General features: G+C 56.9%; 19 protein-coding genes and 1 tRNA gene. 6 read left to right on the top strand and 14 right to left on the bottom strand.

The genetic code is table 11. The annotated features are described in order from the left end of the window. The first annotated feature begins 25 nt into the window (after positions 1 to 25). From thiB to ACFWW2_RS26655, 3 genes are read left to right on the top strand one after another with little or no spacing between them, the layout of a single operon-like run. Complete coding sequence (gene thiB, locus ACFWW2_RS26665; protein ID WP_393933703.1) at positions 26 to 1,015, top strand: thiamine ABC transporter substrate binding subunit; 990 nt, start codon at positions 26 to 28, stop codon at positions 1,013 to 1,015. Continuing rightward, complete coding sequence (locus ACFWW2_RS26660; protein ID WP_393933701.1) at positions 991 to 2,520, top strand: thiamine/thiamine pyrophosphate ABC transporter permease ThiP; 1,530 nt, start codon at positions 991 to 993, stop codon at positions 2,518 to 2,520. The genes thiB and ACFWW2_RS26660 overlap by 25 nt, the downstream gene beginning before the upstream one ends. After that, positions 2,507 to 3,208: an ATP-binding cassette domain-containing protein gene (locus tag ACFWW2_RS26655; protein ID WP_393933699.1), complete on the top strand. Its 702-nt coding sequence runs from the start codon at positions 2,507 to 2,509 to the stop codon at positions 3,206 to 3,208. Before ACFWW2_RS26660 ends, ACFWW2_RS26655 begins: the two co-directional genes overlap by 14 nt. A 59-nt stretch (positions 3,209 to 3,267) precedes the next feature. Here ACFWW2_RS26655 and ACFWW2_RS26650 read toward each other — a convergent pair whose 3' ends face one another. Genes ACFWW2_RS26650 through petA form a run of 3 tightly spaced genes read right to left on the bottom strand, consistent with a single transcriptional unit; the run spans position 3,268 to position 6,056 of the window. Then, on the bottom strand, positions 3,268 to 4,125 hold the full coding sequence (locus ACFWW2_RS26650; RefSeq protein ID WP_393933697.1) for a cytochrome c1: 858 nt from the start codon (positions 4,123 to 4,125) through the stop codon (positions 3,268 to 3,270). A gap of 17 nt (positions 4,126 to 4,142) precedes the next feature. Continuing rightward, on the bottom strand, positions 4,143 to 5,486 hold the full coding sequence (locus tag ACFWW2_RS26645) for a cytochrome b (RefSeq protein WP_393933695.1): 1,344 nt from the start codon (positions 5,484 to 5,486) through the stop codon (positions 4,143 to 4,145). Positions 5,487 to 5,498: 12 nt separating this feature from the next. Then, on the bottom strand, positions 5,499 to 6,056 hold the full coding sequence (petA, locus tag ACFWW2_RS26640) for a ubiquinol-cytochrome c reductase iron-sulfur subunit (protein ID WP_393933693.1): 558 nt from the start codon (positions 6,054 to 6,056) through the stop codon (positions 5,499 to 5,501). Positions 6,057 to 6,481: 425 nt separating this feature from the next. On the opposite strand from petA, the gene ACFWW2_RS26635 reads away from it, so the two are divergent. Further along, the gene (locus ACFWW2_RS26635; RefSeq protein WP_393933691.1) at positions 6,482 to 7,129 is read left to right on the top strand and encodes an outer membrane protein; all 648 of its coding nucleotides are present in this window, start codon (positions 6,482 to 6,484) and stop codon (positions 7,127 to 7,129) included. On the opposite strand, the gene ACFWW2_RS26630 is transcribed toward ACFWW2_RS26635, so the two are convergent. The 4 genes from ACFWW2_RS26630 to dapF are packed head-to-tail and all read right to left on the bottom strand — an operon-like array spanning position 7,126 to position 10,465. Then, complete coding sequence (locus tag ACFWW2_RS26630) at positions 7,126 to 7,731, bottom strand: glutathione S-transferase (RefSeq protein WP_393933689.1); 606 nt, start codon at positions 7,729 to 7,731, stop codon at positions 7,126 to 7,128. The genes ACFWW2_RS26635 and ACFWW2_RS26630 overlap by 4 nt on opposite strands. 21 nt (positions 7,732 to 7,752) lie before the next feature. Then, positions 7,753 to 8,388 (bottom strand): glutathione S-transferase, encoded by a 636-nt coding sequence (locus tag ACFWW2_RS26625; RefSeq protein ID WP_393933687.1) that lies wholly within the window; start codon positions 8,386 to 8,388, stop codon positions 7,753 to 7,755. 2 nt (positions 8,389 to 8,390) lie between these two features. After that, positions 8,391 to 9,662, bottom strand: a complete 1,272-nt coding sequence (mtaB, locus tag ACFWW2_RS26620; protein WP_393933685.1) for a tRNA (N(6)-L-threonylcarbamoyladenosine(37)-C(2))-methylthiotransferase MtaB — start codon at positions 9,660 to 9,662, stop codon at positions 8,391 to 8,393. Then, complete coding sequence (gene dapF, locus ACFWW2_RS26615) at positions 9,650 to 10,465, bottom strand: diaminopimelate epimerase (protein ID WP_393933683.1); 816 nt, start codon at positions 10,463 to 10,465, stop codon at positions 9,650 to 9,652. Before dapF ends, mtaB begins: the two co-directional genes overlap by 13 nt. Positions 10,466 to 10,560: 95 nt before the next feature. Here dapF and ACFWW2_RS26610 point away from each other — a divergent pair. Then, positions 10,561 to 10,636: transfer RNA gene (locus ACFWW2_RS26610), tRNA-Lys, on the top strand. Between the two features lie 64 nt (positions 10,637 to 10,700). Here the strand turns inward: ACFWW2_RS26610 and ACFWW2_RS26605 are convergent. The 6 genes from ACFWW2_RS26605 to ACFWW2_RS26580 form a co-directional block, all read right to left on the bottom strand. Then, the gene (locus ACFWW2_RS26605) at positions 10,701 to 11,765 is read right to left on the bottom strand and encodes a tartrate dehydrogenase (RefSeq protein WP_393933681.1); all 1,065 of its coding nucleotides are present in this window, start codon (positions 11,763 to 11,765) and stop codon (positions 10,701 to 10,703) included. Positions 11,766 to 11,798: 33 nt separating this feature from the next. Then, a complete protein-coding gene (gene leuD, locus ACFWW2_RS26600) occupies positions 11,799 to 12,419 on the bottom strand; it encodes a 3-isopropylmalate dehydratase small subunit (protein WP_393933679.1) in 621 nt (206 codons plus the stop codon). After that, positions 12,416 to 13,813, bottom strand: a complete 1,398-nt coding sequence (gene leuC / locus ACFWW2_RS26595) for a 3-isopropylmalate dehydratase large subunit (RefSeq protein WP_393933677.1) — start codon at positions 13,811 to 13,813, stop codon at positions 12,416 to 12,418. The genes leuD and leuC overlap by 4 nt, the downstream gene beginning before the upstream one ends. A gap of 7 nt (positions 13,814 to 13,820) precedes the next feature. Further along, entirely contained in the window at positions 13,821 to 14,252 is a 432-nt protein-coding gene (locus tag ACFWW2_RS26590; RefSeq protein ID WP_393933675.1) for a tripartite tricarboxylate transporter TctB family protein, read from the bottom strand. Beyond that, positions 14,245 to 15,750, bottom strand: coding sequence for a tripartite tricarboxylate transporter permease (locus ACFWW2_RS26585; protein WP_393933673.1), 1,506 nt, complete (start codon positions 15,748 to 15,750; stop codon positions 14,245 to 14,247). Before ACFWW2_RS26585 ends, ACFWW2_RS26590 begins: the two co-directional genes overlap by 8 nt. Positions 15,751 to 15,813: 63 nt before the next feature. Beyond that, complete coding sequence (locus tag ACFWW2_RS26580; protein ID WP_393933671.1) at positions 15,814 to 16,788, bottom strand: tripartite tricarboxylate transporter substrate binding protein; 975 nt, start codon at positions 16,786 to 16,788, stop codon at positions 15,814 to 15,816. Positions 16,789 to 16,931: 143 nt separating this feature from the next. Between ACFWW2_RS26580 and ACFWW2_RS26575 the strand changes: the two genes are divergently transcribed. Further along, the gene (locus ACFWW2_RS26575; protein ID WP_393933669.1) at positions 16,932 to 17,885 is read left to right on the top strand and encodes an alpha/beta fold hydrolase; all 954 of its coding nucleotides are present in this window, start codon (positions 16,932 to 16,934) and stop codon (positions 17,883 to 17,885) included. Between the two features lie 128 nt (positions 17,886 to 18,013). On the opposite strand, the gene ACFWW2_RS26570 is transcribed toward ACFWW2_RS26575, so the two are convergent. Beyond that, positions 18,014 to 19,097 (bottom strand): DctP family TRAP transporter solute-binding subunit (locus ACFWW2_RS26570; protein WP_393933667.1); only part of this gene is annotated, 1,084 nt, incomplete at its 5' end.

The raw sequence follows: 19,097 nt of genomic DNA, 5'->3' as shown, positions 1-19,097 counted from the left end.
CCGCCCGTCGCATTTGGAGGATAAGATGCACAAGACCACCTATCTGCCAGCTGTTGCGGGACTCGCCCTTTGTGCTTCTGGCGCATTGGCAGAGACCCCGGTGCTGCAGGTCCTGACATATGACAGTTTTACCAGCGAATGGGGGCCGGGTCCGGCGATTGAAACCGCGTTTGAAGAGGTATGCGGTTGCGACCTGCAATTTGTGGGCGCCGGCGACGGTGCTGCGCTGCTCGCCCGGCTGCAATTGGAAGGGCCAAGGACCGACGCCGATATCATTCTGGGGCTTGATACCAATCTGACTGCCGCTGCGCGGGACACAGGGCTTTTCGCGCCACATGGCGTCGAGGCGGAACTGAGCCTGCCGATTGCATGGGAAGACCCTAACTTTCTGCCATTTGACTGGGGTTACTTCGCATTTGTGGGCAATGCAGGCGAACCCGCACCGACATCACTGCGGGCGTTGGCCGATAGCGACATCAGCATCGTCATTCAGGACCCGCGTTCATCAACGCCCGGCCTTGGGCTACTGATGTGGGTCAAAACTGCCTATGGCGATAAAGCCCAGAGCATTTGGGCCGATCTGGCCGACAATATTGTGACAGTGACACCCGGCTGGTCAGAGGCCTATGGTCTGTTTCTGGATGGCGAGGCGGACGCCGTATTATCCTATACCACATCACCCGCCTATCATCTGATCGCCGAAGAAGATGCCAGCAAGATCGCTTGGGGCTTTGACGAAGGGCACTATTTGCAAGTCGAAGTTGCCGGAAAGCTGGCGAGCACTGACCAGCCCGAATTGGCGGACCAGTTTATGGCCTTCATGGTCACCGATGCATTCCAAAACGTGATCCCAACCACAAACTGGATGTATCCAGCAGCGACCCCCGTTGACGGGCTGCCTGATGGTTTTGATACGTTGCTCACCCCAACGAAAGCACTGCTGTTGTCGCCGGAAGAAGCGGCAGCCGCCCGCGACGCGGCATTGGATGAATGGCGCTCCGCCCTTTCTCAATAGCACCGCGGTGGCCCGGGGTTACTGCGTCAGCGCTCGTCATCGCGCTGACGCTTGGCACTCTGGCCGCCGTGGCGTGGCGGGCAGAGTGGGACGATGGGATATCGGTCGCTGATTGGGCTGCAATCCGTTTCACTGTGTTGCAAGCATTAGCGTCGGCCGCGTTCAGCACGGTTCTGGCCATCCCGGTTGCCCGTGCGCTGGCCAGGCGACAATTTGCTGGGCGCGGTTTGCTGATCACGCTTCTGGGCGCACCATTCCTGCTGCCAGTGATCGTGGCGGTCATGGCGCTGCTGACCATCTTTGGGCGGAGTGGCGTGCTGAATACCGCGCTGGGCGTGATCGGGCTGCCCACATTCTCGATCTACGGCTTCCACGGCGTCGTGTTGGCGCATGTCTTTTTCAATCTGCCGCTTGCCACACGTCTGATCCTACAGGGCTGGCTGGCGGTACCGGCAGAGCGGTTCCGGCTGGCGGCCACATTGAATGCTCCGGTCTGGCAGTTACTTGAGCGGCCCATGCTACGATCGGTCGTACCGGGGACGTTTCTGGTCATATTCCTGATTTGCCTGACCAGCTTTGCCGTCGCACTGACGCTGGGCGGCGGTCCAAGGGCCACAACGGTCGAACTCGCGATCTATCAGGCATTGCGATTCGACTTTGATCTCGGGCGTGCGGCCCTTCTGGCAAGTGTGCAGTTTGCCCTGTGTACTGCCGCTGCATTGCTCGTCTGGCAGGTCAGCCAACACGATCAGCTGAGTGGCGGGCTGGATCGGACTGTGCAACGCTGGAACCTGCCCGCCCCGTTTGCCGACGGCATTGTGATCGCTCTGGCGGCCCTATTTCTGTTGCTACCGCTTGGAATGATCATCGTCCGCGGGATCCCCGGCCTATTTGATATGCCAATATCAATCTGGTGGGCTGCCTTACGATCAATAGCGGTGGCGAGCCTGTCCGCAATTCTTTGCACCGCAATGGCTATAGCACTGGGGCTATCGACCAATCGGACAGTCACAATAATTGGCGCGTTGCCACTTGCGGCTTCTGGACTTGTGGTCGGCACAGGCGCGTTTCTGTTGGTCTATCCGTATGTTAACCCGGCCAAGGTCGCCTTGATCGTGACGGCGCTGGCCAATGCAACACTCGCGCTGCCTTTTGCATTGCGGTCAATTGCGCCGGCGATTGCCAGTGTGAGACAGGATTTCGAACGGCTTGGTGCCACACTTGGGCTGGGGCCTTGGGCGTGGCTTTGGATTGTGGTTTTGCCGCGGATTCGCCGCCCACTGGGTTTCGGGGCGGGTATTGCAGCAGCACTCTCGATGGGTGATCTCGGCGTCATCGCTCTGTTCGCCAGCGAAACGCAAGAGACATTGCCCCTCGCCATGTACCGACTGATGGGCGCCTACCGGATGGAGGCGGCGGCGAGCGCGGGGCTTCTCTTGCTGGCGCTCAGCCTGCTGGCGTTCTGGCTGTGTGATCGAGGGGGCCGCGCCAATGCTCAACTGTGAAAATGTCCAGATCAGACAGGGGAACTTTGTACTGCGCGCAGACATTGCATTCACCAAGGAAACGATCACCGCGCTAATCGGTCCATCCGGTGCGGGAAAATCAACATTGTTGTCTGTGCTTGCCGGATTTCTGGCGCCCTCCGCTGGTCGCATATTGTATGAGAGCGCCGACATCACTGATTTGTCACCAGGCGAGCGGCCAATCAGCATTCTCTTTCAGGACAACAATCTGTTCCCACATCTTACTGTTGCGCAAAATGCTGGTCTTGCCTTGCAACCGCGCCTCGCGCTGTCGTCGAAAGAGCAGACCAAGGTCATGCAGGTTCTTGATCAGGTCGGTCTGAATGGGATGGGCGACCGTAGACCGGCGGCACTTTCAGGTGGCCAGCAAAGCCGGGCCGCCCTGGCGCGTGTTTTGCTGGCCGATCGCCCCGTCGTCCTTCTGGACGAACCTTTTGCGGCGCTTGGCCCTGGCTTGAAAGACGAAATGCTCGACCTGGTGCAGCAGACGCTGCTGAAGGCAGGCCGGACTGTTATCATGGTGACGCATGATCCGGCAGACGCCAAACAGGTGGCTGGCGAAACGGTGCTTGTCGCTGATGGCATTGCCGCCGCGCCAGTACCAACGACAGAACTGTTTGCATCACCGCCGCCCGCCTTGGCCAGCTACTTGGGGCAATCAGGTTGACTCCGTAATGAATAAGGCCCGCCAATTGGCGGGCCTTTGCATTCTTGAGCAAATACAGCTCAGTCTTTTTTCTTATGCGGTGCCCAAAGACGCTTGTTCGTCAGATAAAGCAGCACTGAAAGGACAGTAAGGAAAATCACACCGGTCAGACCAGCTTGCTTGCGCGCCATCATCTTCGGCTCGGCCGTCCACATGAGGAATGCCGATACATCCTCGGCGACGTGGTGCAGGTCTGTTGCATGGCCGTCGGCATATGCAACATCGTCACCATAAAGCGGCGGTGCCATGGCAATCCAGCTGCCCGGTACTTTGTGCTTGCCGTTCTCATCCTTGCAACTGTCAGGGAAACCACCGGCGGCAAAGGCAACGTTGTAATAGCCGTCCATCGGGTCGCCTTCCAGCGCGCATTCAGGTTCGTCCTCATAGCCCGTCAGCAGCGACGCAATATATTCAGCGCCACCCATACCCTTAACAAGTTGGTTGATCCCCGTGCCCGCGGGGCCGTGGAAACCGGCCCGCGCCTTGGCCATCAGACTAAGGTCCGGGGCGTTGGACAAGCTGGAAGAGGGGAACTTGTCGGCTGGTGTTGCCGGGCGGAAGTCACCCTCGCCATCAAACAGGCTCTGGTCAAAGATCTCATAGAATTCGGCATAAGCCCGCATCTGATCTTCGGGCAAGCCGGGGCCACCTTCGTCAGACAGGTTGCGGAATGCGACGTATTCCAGCCCGTGGCAGGCCGCGCAGATCTCGGTATAGACCTGCAGACCGCGCTGAAGTTGCATCTGGTCATAGCTGCCAAACGGGCCTTCGAACGAAAACGCAAAGTCTTCGATATGCGTTTCGACTTCCGCCGCCATGGCCTGCCCTGAAGTCAGGGCAAGGGCCGTTGCAGCAGTCATTGTGAGTTTGCGGAACATCAGTCTTGGATCCTTTCTCACTCGGCCGGCTTGACCAGGGTTGTTGTGCCCCCGGTTTTCGGCGCGTAGTGCGCGTTGAAGTCGTCTTCGATAGTTGCTGGCGGCGTCAGCGGCTTCTCAATCACACCAAGCAGCGGCAGGATGATCAGGAAGTAAGCGAACCAGTAGGTGGACGCGATCAGCGAGATCCAGTCATACGGGAACTCTGCCGGGCGGGCACCAACCCACATCAGCACGATGAAGTCGACAACCAGCAGCCAGAACCACCATTTGAACATCGGGCGATACCGACCGGATCGCACGGTTGATGTATCCAGCCATGGGGCCAGCGCCATCACGGCGATAGCACCGAACATGGCCAGCACCCCAAAGAATTTGGCGTCGATGATGCCAAAGCTCAGGAACTGAACAATCTGAACAACCCACACATCGGCCGTAAACGCGCGCAGAATGGCGTAGAATGGCAGGAAGTACCACTCAGGTACAATATGTGCAGGTGTGGCCAGCGGGTTGGCAGGGATATAGTTGTCCGGGTGGCCAAGATAGTTGGGCATGAACCCGACAACAGCCATGAAGATGGCCAGAATAACCGCCAAGGCAAACAGATCCTTGATCACGAAATAGGGCCAGAACGGCAGCGTGTCTTTCTGCGCGTCTTCCTTGCTGGTGCGGCGGACTTCGACGCCGGTCGGGTTGTTGTTGCCAGTCGTGTGGAACGCCCACACATGAACAATCGTCAGACCCAACAGAACAAATGGCAGCAGATAGTGCAGCGAAAAGAAGCGGTTCAGTGCCGGCTGACCAACAGCTGATGCGCCCAGCAACCAGGTCTGAACTGATTCACCAACAAACGGGATCGCCCCGAAAAGACCGGTAATCACGGCAGTCCCGTGGAACGACATCTGACCCCAGGGCAGCACATAACCCATGAACGCCGTGCCCATCATCAGCAGATACATCAGCATCCCGATGATCCATGTCACCTCGCGCGGGGCCTTGTAGGATCCGTAATAAAGCGACCGGAACATGTGGGCATACACAGCGACAAAGAACAGCGATGCGCCGTTCTGGTGGAAATAGCGGATCATATGGCCGCCATTCACGTTGCGCATGATATGTTCGACCGATGCGAACGCCATATCGACATGCGGCACATAATGCATGACCAGAACAACGCCGGTAGCGATCTGTAAAACAAGCGTGAAAACCAGAACGATACCCCAGATCCACATCCAGTTCAGGTTCTTGGGCGTGGGGATCATCAGTGTATCATACAGCAATCCGACAATCGGCAGACGCGAGTGAAGCCACTTTTCACCCTTTGATGTTGGTTCGTAATGGTCGTGAGGAATACCAGCCATGGCGCTCTCTCCTTAACCGAGTTGAATTGTTGTTTCGTCCACGAAGGACGCTACAGGAATGGGAAGATTGCGGGGTGCCGGACCGCGGCGGATACGACCGGACGTATCATAATGCGATCCATGACAAGGGCAGAACCAACCGCCAAAATCGCCATCTTCGCCCAATGGCACACAGCCCAGATGCGTACAAACGCCCATCTGAACCAGCCACACACCATCTTCAGACAATGCACGGTTTTCGTCCGTTGCCGGCACTTCCCCCAGATTCTCATTGTAAGCATCGGGATCAGGAAGCGAGTCGACATCAACAGCCCGCGCCTCGGCAATCTCATCTTCCGTGCGCGCCCGAATGAAAACCGGCTTGCCCTGCCACAGCACCGTAATCTGCGTGCCGGGCTGAACAGCGCTGATATCAACACGGATTGAGGCCAGCGCCAGCACGTCCGCAGACGGGTTCATCTGGTTGACAAGGGGCCAAACCGCAGCACCCGCAACAACTGTCACGGCACCTGCAGTTGCATAGTATAGGAAATCCCGGCGTGTGCCCGAGTGTTCATCTGTATGTGACACGGGGTGATTCTCCGATATTTTTAGGGCGATTGCCCCCACAAGACAAAAGACCGACACAGCAGGCGGCCCATTCCGGCGCTGTTTAGCCATCAAAACATGATCAGTCCAGCGGACATTAGCGCGCATCCATGGATGGTCTATACCAATGACCGAAATCCACCAAGACATCGTAAAGAAATGCCATCAATCCAAATCGGCGATTCTGATCTGTTGCGAAAGAATCATGCGCAAGCGATTGGCGCATAAGTCGTGTGTATGAGCCAGTTTTTGCCGGTTTGGTGCCGAATTTCCTGTTTTGGGGCTGGATTCGTGTCAGGGCTGACACAAGCTGTTCGTAATGCTTAGCGATCACTTAATGTTTTGTTGTCAGACTGGTCACTCGGACCTAACTCTTATTTCAAGACCACTCACGTCGGGAAACGTTGATGATCCGCGCAATTGCTGCCAGCATATGCCTAATCGCCGCACCAGCCGCTGCTACCGCAGAGGTTGAGTTGAGCTTTTATGGCGGAATCCAGTCTGCACCCTCCTCTGACATTGCGATTCGCGGCGACAGCGAGATTGACAACGACGATTTCTCGCAAGCCTGGGAGGGGCGGTCGTCCAGCGCACCGCCATATTACGGTATCCGCGCGACGCGCTGGCAGTCCGATACATTTGGCTATGGTTTGGACTTTACACATAACAAGGTCTACCCCAAGAATGACGAGTTGCCGGCTGGCTATGAGGTATTGGAATTCACCGACGGTCTGAACACCCTCACGGTTAACGCCTACCGACGCTGGTCTGGTGCGTTTGGTGAGGTAACCCCTTATGTCGGTGGTGGACTGGGTGTTTCGCTGCCCCATGTCGAGGTGACAAGTGGCACGTCCGAGACATTTGGATATCAGCTGACCGGCCCCGCGGCGACCTGGATCGCCGGCGCCACCTACCCGATCAACGACCAGTGGTCGGTTTTTGGCGAATACAAGGGTACTTTTTCATCAAATACAGCCGATCTTGATACCGGTGGCACGCTGGAAACCGACATCATTACCAACGCCGTTAACCTCGGCGTCAGCTTTAACTTCTAAACCTCGGGCTTCGTCGTGACCATGCTGTCGCGCGTGCTGAATTCTGCATGCCAATCCGCAAGTGCCGTGTTGTCAGATCGCCAGCCGCGCGCATCATGGCGCAGATCAAGATAAGACAGAGCGCAGGCCATCCCGATCTGGCCGATATTCAGCTTGCCGGACAAATGGCTCATCCAGCGGTTGTTCACCGCCGCGACGCCGCGTTCGACCTTGCCCCACTGCGCCTCTATCCAATCAGGTGATTGTTGCGTATCGGGGCGCAATCTGACCTCGTAGGCCATGCTGACGGCGGCATCCATGATCGCATCCGCGGTCGCCTCAAGCGTCAGGATTTCCCATAGACCGCTTTGCGGATAAAGCCCGGCGCCAGCACGATCATCTAGAAACCGGGTGATCACCCGGCTGTCATAGATCGCAGGACCGTCATCACGGATCAATGCCGGTATCTTGCCCAAAGGGTTGGCCGCGATAACCTTTGGGTCGCTGGCCATCGGTGTTGTCGATACATCGACCTCTTCCACTTGCGATAGCAGATCAGCCTCGCGGATCAGAACGCGCACCTTGCGCACAAATGGGGAAGCGGGCGAGATCAGCAATTGCATTGGTCAGTTCCTTTTCCGGTGTTACGCAGGAAACAAGACCCCATCCTGCCCCTCTTGCCAAGGCGGGTATTTGGGCATGATGGCAGCAAACGCATCCGATTCCAGAAAATCGTCGAGCCAAGCCGTCAGAGGGCCAAGCCCGCAGCCGTCAAACCAGGCACGATCCGTATTCGCAAACTGCCGCACAAACGGAAGGATCGCCATGTCAGCAAGTGTACGGCGCGGGCCCATCAAAAAGCGCGTATCGCTCAGACGATCATTCAGCGTCCGAAGGAAGGTCAAGGCCTTTTCCCGTTCCTCCGCTTCATCCAGATCGGGAAACCGAACCGCATACTTGGTGTGATCCAGCGCCGTTTTGAAAGGGCCGTCGCACATATCAATCAGGGTGTGACCCTCGGGCGGCATGTCCAGCCAGCCGTCAGGATCACTGCGGGACAAGGCCCAGATCATGATATCGCGGCTTTCTTCCAGAACCTCCTGGTCAGTATCCAGTACCGGCACTGTCGCCTTTGGCGATGTTGCAAGAAACTGGGCTGGTTTATCCCGCAGCAGGATTTCCCGAAGGGCCACCTGAATCCCACTGGATCGGATGGCAAGACGCGCCCGCATGGCATAGGGGCAACGCCGGAACGACCACAGGATCGGGAGGTCCGTCATGCTCAGGCCGTCAACTGTTGGCCCGCAACCCCGGTGATGGTCGCGTGCACAATCTGACTTTCCGGCTGATCACTGGCAAAGCGGACTTCGGTAAATTGTGCCGTCCGTCCCATCCGGGGGCTTTCCATCAATACCTCATGAACCTTGCCAATCTGAGCGTTCAGATGCGTGGTGACCCGGGCGTCGCCGGCACCTCGTAGCGCGGCGGCGCGCGCTTTGATTGTCTTGCCATTTATTTGCGGCATTCGGGCCGCTGGCGTGCCGGGACGGGGTGAATAGGGAAAGACGTGAAGCCACGTCAGATGGCAATCATCGACCAATGCCAGCGAATTCGCGAACATCTCATCCGTCTCGGTCGGGAAACCCGCAATGATATCGGCGCCAAATGTCATGTCCGGACGCAAGCGCCGGGCCTCTTCGCAGAACCGGACGGCATCGTCGCGCAGATGGCGGCGCTTCATCCGCTTCAGGATCAGGTCATCTCCATGTTGCAGCGACAGGTGCAAATGCGGCATCAGCCGGGGTTCGGCCGCAATCGCCTGCATCAGGTTGTCATCAACTTCGATGCTGTCGATGGAGCTGATGCGCAGCCGCGGCAAATCCGGCACCAAGCGCAAGATGCGCATCACCAGGTCACCCAGCTTGGGCGCGGCGGGCAGATCAGCCCCCCAACTTGTCAGGTCGACACCGGTCAGCACAACCTCATTGTATCCACGATCGACCAATCGCTTGATCTGGTCCACGACAACCCCCGCAGGGACAGACCGGGAATTGCCCCGCCCATACGGAATGATACAAAACGTGCAGCGATGATCACATCCGTTCTGGACCTGCACATAAGCGCGGCTGCGCGTGCCAAACCCGTCAATCAGGTGTCCAGCCGTTTCGGTGACCGACATGATGTCATCCACCCGCACCGGTTCGGTCTGGCCGATCAGGTCGGGGGCCATACCCCGCCATGTGGCCGGGTCCATCTTTTCGGTATTACCTAGGACAACATCGACCTCGGCCATAGTGGCAAAAGTGTCTGGTTCTGTCTGGGCCGCGCAACCGGTGACAATCAGCTTGGCATGCGGATTATCGCGGCGCAGCTTGCGGATATCCTGCCGGGCCTTGCGCACGGCCTCTGCAGTCACAGCGCAGGTATTCACGATCACCGCATTCTCAACACCGGAGGCAGTGGCGAGTTCTTTCATCGCCTCTGTTTCATAGGCATTCAACCGGCAGCCATGATTGGAAAAAAGGGGGGCTTTGCGATCCATCAGAGCCGCCATTGGCCGTCAAATACATGGGCAGTGGGGCCGGTCATCCAGACACCATCATCGCGCCAACTGATCTGCAAATCACCACCGTCCAGGGTGATCGTTACATCCCGCCCGGTCAGACCACGCCGGGCCGCAGCGACAGCCGTCGCACAGGAAGAAGAGCCAGAGGCAAGTGTGACACCAACCCCACGCTCCCATACACGCATCCGCAGGTGATTATCTGCAAGCAAGCTGGCGAATTGCACATTGGTTCGCTGGGGAAACAGGCGGTGATGCTCCATCGCGGCGCCACGGGTAGTCAGATCAATGGCCTCCGCGTCTTCAACGAAGAAGGTGCAGTGCGGATTACCCATGCCAGTGGCCGTTGGCGCGCCGTCTATCGGCAATTCGAGAGTATCCATCGCGCGCGCCAGCGGCACCGCATCCCACTCCAGCTGCGGCTGGCCCATATTGACGGAAGTTTGCCCGTTCTCGGTGCTGCGCGCCTCCAGAATGCCGCGTGCTGTGGCTATCCGCAAACTGTCCTTGCCGCCGTTCTCCATCAGGTAGTTTGCGATGCAACGGGTGGCGTTGCCGCAGGCGGCTGATTGCGACCCATCGCTGTTCCAGAATGTCAGATGAACATCGGCATCGTCAGTGTCCGACAAAACGGCCAACTGGTCAAAGCCCACACCACGATGCCGGTCCGCCATCGCCAGGGCAACAGCCGCAGCGACACGCGGAACGATTCCCCGTTCGTCCACAACAACAAAGTCATTGCCGAGCCCATGCATCTTCATGAAGGGCAGATATGTCGCGTCATCAGTGGCCATAGCGGGCATATAGACAAAGCCTTGGGACTTATCCAGAGATCAGGGCATTTGGGGGTTGACCGGAACGCAACGGCTTTCTAAGTAGCCCCTCACGTGGGCCGTTAGCTCAGTTGGTAGAGCAACTGACTTTTAATCAGTAGGTCGATGGTTCGAACCCATCACGGCTCACCATTTTAATTGTCTGGCGTCAGCGCCTATGGGTCCAAATAGCGGTATTTGCTAAACTGAACGCGTTCTATTGCATTTTTCTCAACACAGCCTCTGCGCAGTCTTTTGTCTTGGCTGTTCCGCCCAAGTCTGCGGTCTTGCTGCCACTGCGCAAGAGAGTTTGTTGCATGGCGCCTTCGACATCGTCAGCTGCGCCTTCTTCGCACAGATGCTGCAGCATCGTTGCCACGGTCCAGATCGCAGCGATTGGGTTCGCAATACCCTTTCCCGCAATATCAGGTGCAGATCCATGCACAGGTTCGAACATCGATGGAAACTCGCGTTCTGGATTGATGTTGGCTGACGGGGCAATACCGACCGACCCTGCAATCGCAGGGCCGAGGTCTGATAGAATGTCACCAAACAGATTGGAGGCGACGACCACATCAAACCAGTCGGGATTACGGACAAAATGGGCGGTCAGGATGTCTATGTGAAATTGATCCGTGCTGACCTCTGGATAGGCCTTTGACATCTCTGCAAAGCGTTCGTCCCAGAATGGCATGGAATGCTTGATACCGTTGGATTTGGTGGCTGATGTGACGTGTTTGCGGGCGCGTTTCTGGGCCAGCTCAAACGCGTATCGCATGATGCGGTCTGTGCCCTTGCGGGTAAACACGGCCTCTTGAAATGCCATTTCGTCAGGGGTGCCCCGGTTCATGCGTCCGCCAATGTCGGAATATTCGCCTTCCACGTTTTCCCGCACGACGACAAAATCTATATCGTCTGGTTTGCGCCCGGCAAGCGGTGATGTGATGCCGTCAAGCAATCGCACATGACGCATATTGACGTATTGGTTCATCTCTCGCCGGATAGGCAAAAGAAGGCCCCACAAGGACACATGATCAGGTACGGTTGGCCACCCGACAGCACCAAGGTAAATTGCGTCAAAGGCCTTGAGCTGCGCAATGCCGTCGTCGGGCATCATCTGCCCGGTTTCAAGATATCGTTCGCACGACCAGTCAAATGGGGTCCATTCAATGGAAAAACCATGTTTCCGGGCAGCACGATCAGCGACGGCTTGCCCATAGGGCAGGACCTCTTTCCCGATCCCGTCGCCAGGTATGCTGGCAATTCTATATGTCTTGGACATGTGTTTGATCTTTCTTTGATGCGGGTTGGTCGATCACGCAGACGGTCGGTTCCAAAACCACGGTAGGGTCCTGTGTTGATCTTTTTCATAGGTTTGGATTTGGGGAGACATATCCAAGGTGCGTTGGATATGGTCTGCACCGGTTAGCAGCAGTTGCTTGCGGTTCTGATTGATCTTGAACGGCATGGCCAAACCGTCTGCTTTGATCATTTCTGCTTTGAGATTGATTTCCATGGTGCAAGTGTCACGCCCCACCGCACGGGATAAAAGAAGTGCGACGTCAGACTTTGGCAGAGTGATCGCCAACAAACCATTCTTCTCACAATTGCCAAAGAAAATGCCGGCAATCGAGGGGGCGATAATGGCGCGAATACCAAGCTGTAAAAGGCCCCACACCGCGTATTCACGGCTGGAGCCGCAGCCAAAGTTATCGCCACAGATCAGAAACTTCGCAGCGCGATAGGGATGCTGGTTCAGGATGAATTCAGGCCTTTCCACGCCTGTTGCGTCAAAGCGAAGATCGTGAAACGCACCAATCGCCAAACCCTCTCGGTCGATCCGTTTGAGGAACTGTTTTGGCATGATCACATCGGTGTCGATATTGGGTGTCGGCAAGGGTGCCGCAATGCCAGTGACGGTGGTAAAGGGCGTCATACGGCGGCCTCCATGATCTCACGCACATCCGACAGTTTGCCAATCAGGGCTGCCGCAGCGACCATTTCCGGGCTCATTAAATGGGTGCGCGCGCCGCGGCCCTGACGCCCTTCAAAGTTGCGGTTGGTGGATGAGGCGCAGCGTTCCCCATCAACGGCGACATCGTCATTCATCGCAAGACACATCGAACATCCTGAGCCACGCCATTCGAAACCTGCCTGTCGAAATACTTGATCCAGTCCTTCGGCCTCTGCAGCCCTGCGAACCTGTTTCGATCCGGGCACAACAATGGCCGTCACACCATCAGCGACCTTACGCCCATCCAAGATGCGGGCCGCCTTGCGCAAATCCTCGATCCGAGCGTTGGTACATGATCCGATGAAGGCCCTGTCAATGCGGATATCTGTCAGGTTTTGGCCCGCTGACAGCCCCATATAGGCAAGCGCACGTTCATGTGCTTCGCTCGCAGGTTCTGGAACAACCGACGTGATCGGAGCGGATTGATCAGGGCTGGTCCCCCATGTGACTAATGGTGCAATATCTGCCGCGTTCAGCTGAACGATACGGGCGAACTGGGCATCAGGGTCCGATTGCAAGCTGCGCCAATGGGCCTTAGCGGCCTCCAAATCTCCCGGTTTTGGCGCATGTGGTCGATCTGCTAGGTAGTCAAACACCTGTCGATCCGGTGCTATCACAGCCGCCCGCGCGCCAGCCTCAACAGCCATGTTGCACAATGTCATGCGCGCTTCCACACTGAGCGCGCTGACCGTTGTTCCCGTAAACTCCACCGCATAGCCAGAAGCGCCCGCCGCACCGACATCTGCCACGAAGGCCATCACGATGTCCTTGGCCGTCACCCCAAAAGGCAATACGCCATCAACCACTACCAGCATCGGTTTCAGCGTTTTGTAGACTAGTGTCTGTGTTGCCAGAACATGTTCGATCTCGGACGTGCCGATGCCAAATGCCAAGGCACCAAAGGCACCATAGGTCGTGGTGTGGCTGTCGCCACAAGCGATGACCATGCCGGGCCAGGCAAACCCGTTTTCAGGCACGACCACATGCTCGATCCCCTGTCTGGGATCGAAAAGGTCAAACAACTGAATGCCATGGCGACTACAGTTTTGCGTCAGTGTCTCAATCTGCAGGCGTCCCCCAGCATCCGCGATTTCGTGCAGCGATCTGATGGACTGTGTCGGATTCACATGGTCGACAACGGCAAGATGCGCCTCCGGGCGTCGGACCGATCGCCCTGCGGCATGTAGCCCGGCAAAGGCTTGCGGGCTGGTGTATTCGTTCATGATATGGAAATCGACGTAAAGCAGAACATGTTCCGCGTCGATTTCGGCAACCATATGCTGGTGCACCAGCTTTTCATAAAGTGTGAGGGACATGACAGCCTTAGGGTAATGGAACGTTAAGAAGTTGACCAAAGATCATCGCCATCAGCAGCACCAGCCCCACGAGCCCCACAAACTGCAATGCCAGTGTCTTTGGCGGGACCTTGGTTTGCTGCGCGATCAACATGCACAGGCCCGCGCCGATCAGCGAGGTTGGGATGAATCCCAAAACCGGGAGCAGTACGGACCAACCAAACAGGCTCACCAGCATCAGGATCGGACGCAGCAGCGTGCCTTTGGCAGGTGTTGTCACGGGGGCTAAGACCACGGCGCGCAGGGCCAGTGTCAGCGCACCCAATACCAGACCCCCACCGGCAAGCTGCGGAAAGATCGCGCCGAAAACTGACATTTCACGTGCTTCCCACAGGGCGTAGCTGCCGAAGATGAACAGGCCGATTGCTGGGATCAGATCTCGGTGCAGGACCCTATTCATTTTGCAGGGCCCCCTTTAGCGCGCGGCCCTTACGACCGGTCCACACCGGCCAAAGCAAGGTCAGCATGGTGAAAGCGATGATTGCGATGGAAATTGGACGAGTAAAGAATTCGCCCCAGATATTGCCCGCAGCATTGCCGATCAGATAGCCTTGGACAAAGCCCTGCTCGGCAATCGGCCCAAGGATCAGGCCCAACACAATTGGCGATGCCTCGAACCCGTATTTTAGCGCGACCCAGGCAAAAGCGCCAAGTGCCACCATCATCACGACATGGGTGGCGTTCTGTTCCACTGCAAAAGAACCAATCATGATCAAAACACCAATGGCCGGGGCCAGCACTGCCTTGGGGATGGAGGAGATCGTCCGAAACGCCGTGCGCCCGATCAGCAGACCCACCGGGATCATCAGGATTGTCGCAAACAGCAGCCCGAAGATGAACGTATAAACGGTTGAAGCCTGTTCAGCAAAAAGCTGCGGACCAACGCGGATTCCCTGCACCATCAGAGCGCCCAGAATGATAGCGTCAGGGGGCGTGCCGGGGATGCCCAAAACCAGTGTCGGAACAAAACCGCCCCCGACCGTAGCGGAATTAGCGGATTCTGACGCGATTACGCCGTCAACAGCCCCTTTGCCGAATTCATTGGGTTGCTTTGATGTTCGCTGCGCCTCTGAATAGGCGACCAGACCTGCAACAGCACCTCCAGCGGCAGGCAAAATACCAACAACTGTCCCGATCACAGAGCTGCGGACGAGGTTGAACTTGGACCGCCACATCAGGCCCAAGGCCTCACCCACGCGGGCACCCTTGCCGCCTGCAGCACGCTCGATATGCGGGTCTTGCGTCGCGACCATGTTCAGCAGAACCGGCACGCAATACAGGCCAATCAGCGCAGGGATAATGTGGATGCCACCCAGCATGACGGGATTGCCGAAGGTATAGCGGACATCACCGCCCACAACGGCTGAGCCGATGGTCGACAGGCCAAGGCCAAGGAAGCCGCCAATCAATCCCTTCAACGTTGCCCCCTTCGACAGTACCGCAATCAGCGACAACCCAAAGATCGCAAGCCAGAAATATTCGACCGGTCCAAACTTCAGCGCAATTGTCGCAAGCGGTGGAGCCACGATCAGCAGCGCAAGCGCGCCAACCAACCCGCCAAAGGCAGAAGCAAAACAAGAAATCGTTACAGCCAGATCACCATCACCGCGCTTGGCCATCGGGAAACCATCAAGGGCAGTTGCAATCGCAGCAGGCGTGCCGGGGGTGTTCACAAGAATGGAGGCATAGGCTCCGCCATAAATCGCCCCGGTATAGACCGCGCCCAGGGCGATCAGCCCTGATGCAGGGTCCATGGTGAATGTAAACGGCACCAGAACAGCCACGGCCATTGTCGCAGACAGCCCCGGCAAGGCACCGATAACTGTTCCAAGCACGACACCGATCAAGGCCAGCATCAGGTTAAAGGGCGTTGCCGCCGACAATAGGGCGTCGATCATATGAACCTCTTGGGAAACGGGTCCCCCCACGCGATGCGGCTGTTCCGCGCGGGGGAATGGGCGTTATGCCGATTTCAGGCGTTCGATCGCAGGGGCGTACGCGGCCCTGCGCTCTTCAATGAAACCGGGCACGTCACCCAGAGGAACGTCAATCACTTCGTACCCGGCGGCGGTCATCTGCGCCTGGAAGTCAGGGTTCGCATTGATCTGTTGCAGGATGTCGGACAGGCGCTGCTGAATGTCCTGCGGCGTTCCAGCGGGCACGGCGACGCCGCGATAGGCCCCGCCGACGTGATCATAACCCAATTCTTTGAACGTTGGCGCATCAGGCAAAGCCGCAACCCGTTCATTCGTGGCAACCGCAAGCGTGCGCACCCGTTCGCCGGCCTTGACGCCTTGGGTCGTATAGCTCATCGCGGCGGCGATTTGCCCACCCAGCACAGCCGTCATTGCCGGGGCTGACCCGCGGAATGGAATGTAGGTTGTGATAGCGCCTGTCATATCCATAAAAATCTGCGATGCCAGATGGTTGGCTGTGTTGGTGCCAGAGCCGCCGAAGGTCACAGTGCCAGGGTTAGCCGACGCGTCATCAATCAGGTCCTGTAACGTCTGATAGGGGCTGTCTGCCTTCACGACAATCGCGTCGGGCGTATAGTGGAAGAAGAAGACATTGTTGATGTCAGCGGTCTGATATCCCACGTCTTTCATGGCTGGCTGCAAAACGGTGTGTGGTACGATTGTGTTCATGATCGTGTGACCATCGGGGTCAAACCCATTCAACTGCGCCCAAGCCGTTGCGCCGCCGGCACCCGGCTTGGATTGGATCACAACGCTTTGGCCGGTGATCTCTTCGAAGAACGGTTGCTGGAACCGAGCGGTCACATCGCTTTCGCCACCGGGATTGAACGGAATTATGTAATTGATCGCGCGACTTGGATAAGTATTTGCGCGCAGGATAGACGGTGCTCCAAGCGCGGCAGCCGTCAGGCCGAGCCCAAGCGCGCCCTTGCCAAAATGGCGTCTTGTAATGTTTTTCATGATGTTTCCTCCCTGATCGTTGCACTTTTCTAGGGCCACCAGCACCGAATAATTGAGCGGAAAGCATTTATATGTATTTCTACATTAATCTCGAAATTGATCTCGACTATGGTTCGTCGAAACTTTCTGCAGACGAGATGGCCATGGGTTTGAATTTTACGACCGCATTATCCGAAGCACTTGTCGCCGATTGCTTCTTTGATGGATTTCGCGAAGAGTTCATTGATGTACATGCAGGGCGGGTATTTTGCAGGATAGCTGGCAAGGGCCCTGCGGTTCTCCTGCTACACGGGTATCCACAAACCTCTGCAATGTGGCACAAGGTGGCCCCGCAATTGGCGCAGAACTACACAGTTATTTGTGCCGATCTGCGTGGTTATGGCAGGTCGCACAAGCCAAAGACGGACGCAGATCATGCGCCATATTCCAAGCGGTCAACCGCCATTGACATGGTTGAGGTAATGGATGCGCTTGGCCATTCACGGTTTTTCATAGGGGCGCATGACCGAGGCGCGCGCGTCGCGCATCGACTTGCGGCCGATCATCCCGAGCGGGTGATTGCGCTGGCTTCATTAGATATTGCGCCGACACGCGAAATGTACCGAGATGGCGACAGTGAATTCGCCCAGACATACTGGCACTGGTACTGGCTGACCCAGGCCTATCCGTTTCCAGAAACACTGATCCAAGGGACAAGCGACTACTATTGGCTCAAAAAATGCGGTTCAGGGTCGGCGGGGCTGCAACCTTTTGTCCGCCAAGCGCTTGATGAATATCTGACCTACTTTCGCGATCCCGCGGTTATCCACGCCTCTTGCGAGGACTATCGGGCCGCGATCACGATCGACCAGGCGCATGATGACATGGATACGAAACGTCTCAGGATGCCCGTGCTCGCATTGTGGGGGAGGCACGGGGCAATTGAAAAACATTTCGACTGTCTGGCGCTGTGGCGCGAAAGAGCAGAAGATGTCCGCGGTTGGCCCATAGATGGTGGGCACTACCTCGCGGAAGAGAAATCCGCGGATGTCGTATCAGCATTTCAGGGGTTTTTTGCGAGCGCGCTAGACGATGAGCTTGCGGCAAGCACCGGGTAGGTATGCGAGACTCAGGCAACGCCCCAACCTGACCCTTGCGTAACACCAAGTACGTGCAAGGCAAAACGGGCCCCATGAAGGGCCCGTTTCTTTGGTAGGTGAGTGGGTAGGTTTGCGTTCGGGTTGGGTTAATCGAAAGGGTTGGCGTTCGCGTTGATCTCAAGCGCACGATCAACAAAACTTTCGCCAATGGCCGGTTTGAATTCATCAAAGATCGGCTCGAACGCATCGCGCCAGGCTTGCCGCTCCTCATCCGTCAGACTGATGACGATACCGTCATCCTCGATGATGTTCTGACGGCTGATCTGGTTCAACTCAAAGGCAAATCGGTTCCGTTCGTGCGATACAAGTTTCATCGTGTCGATAAAGATATTGCGAGTCTCCGGATCAAGACCGTCGAGGAACGATGTTGTTGTGAACACGAGGTATCCCAGATAATGATGACTGGTCTCAGTGGTCGCGGCCTGGGCGGTGTAGAAACCTTTGGAGTCGATATTCGAGAAGGTGTTTTCCTGCCCTTGAACCTCGCCCGATTGAAGGCCGCCAAGTACGTCAGCAAAAGCCATCTTGCGTGGGGTGACACCCATCGTTTCTAACATTGCCGCCATGATCGGCGATGAGGATTGGACACGGAAAGTCAATCCATCGGCATCGCGTGGCAATCGCATCGGGCGTGTGGCCGAGAAGTGGCGCATGCCGTTCGACCAGAAGGTCATGCCATAGAAACCATCATCTTCCAGCTGCTCATAGATTTCCTCGGTGGCATCAGAGCTAAGGAACTCAAGCGCGTGCAGCGGGCCGTCAAACAGAAATGGAAGGTCAAACAGCGCCAGCTTGTTGGCAAACTGGGTCATCTTGGTGGGGCTGGGCGCTGCAAAATGCACTTCACCATCCAACATCGCCTGCCACAGCTTTTCATCATCGGCGTAAAGTTCGCTATTACCAACGACCTCAATACAGTAGCGACCATCAAGCTGCGTGTTGACCTGCTCGGCATAGGCCAGTGCAGCTTCGCCCTTGGGATGGCCTTGCAGCGATGTGATAATGCTGAAGATCAGCTTTTGTTCCCCTTGATCGCATTGCGCGATGAGTTGGGCCGGAAACGCTGCAAGCGCGGCGAGTGTGAGTGTTTGTAGAAATTTCATTGTTCTGTCCTCGTTTGGAGGGATGCTGGACGGAGATCGCGACATGAGTTTGTCAGATCCGTGTTGA

The organism is Yoonia sp. R2-816 (assembly GCF_046762905.1).
Taxonomy (GTDB): domain Bacteria; phylum Pseudomonadota; class Alphaproteobacteria; order Rhodobacterales; family Rhodobacteraceae; genus Yoonia.
Note: the sequence above shows the minus strand (reverse complement) of the source record. Positions and strands in the feature narration are given on the sequence as shown.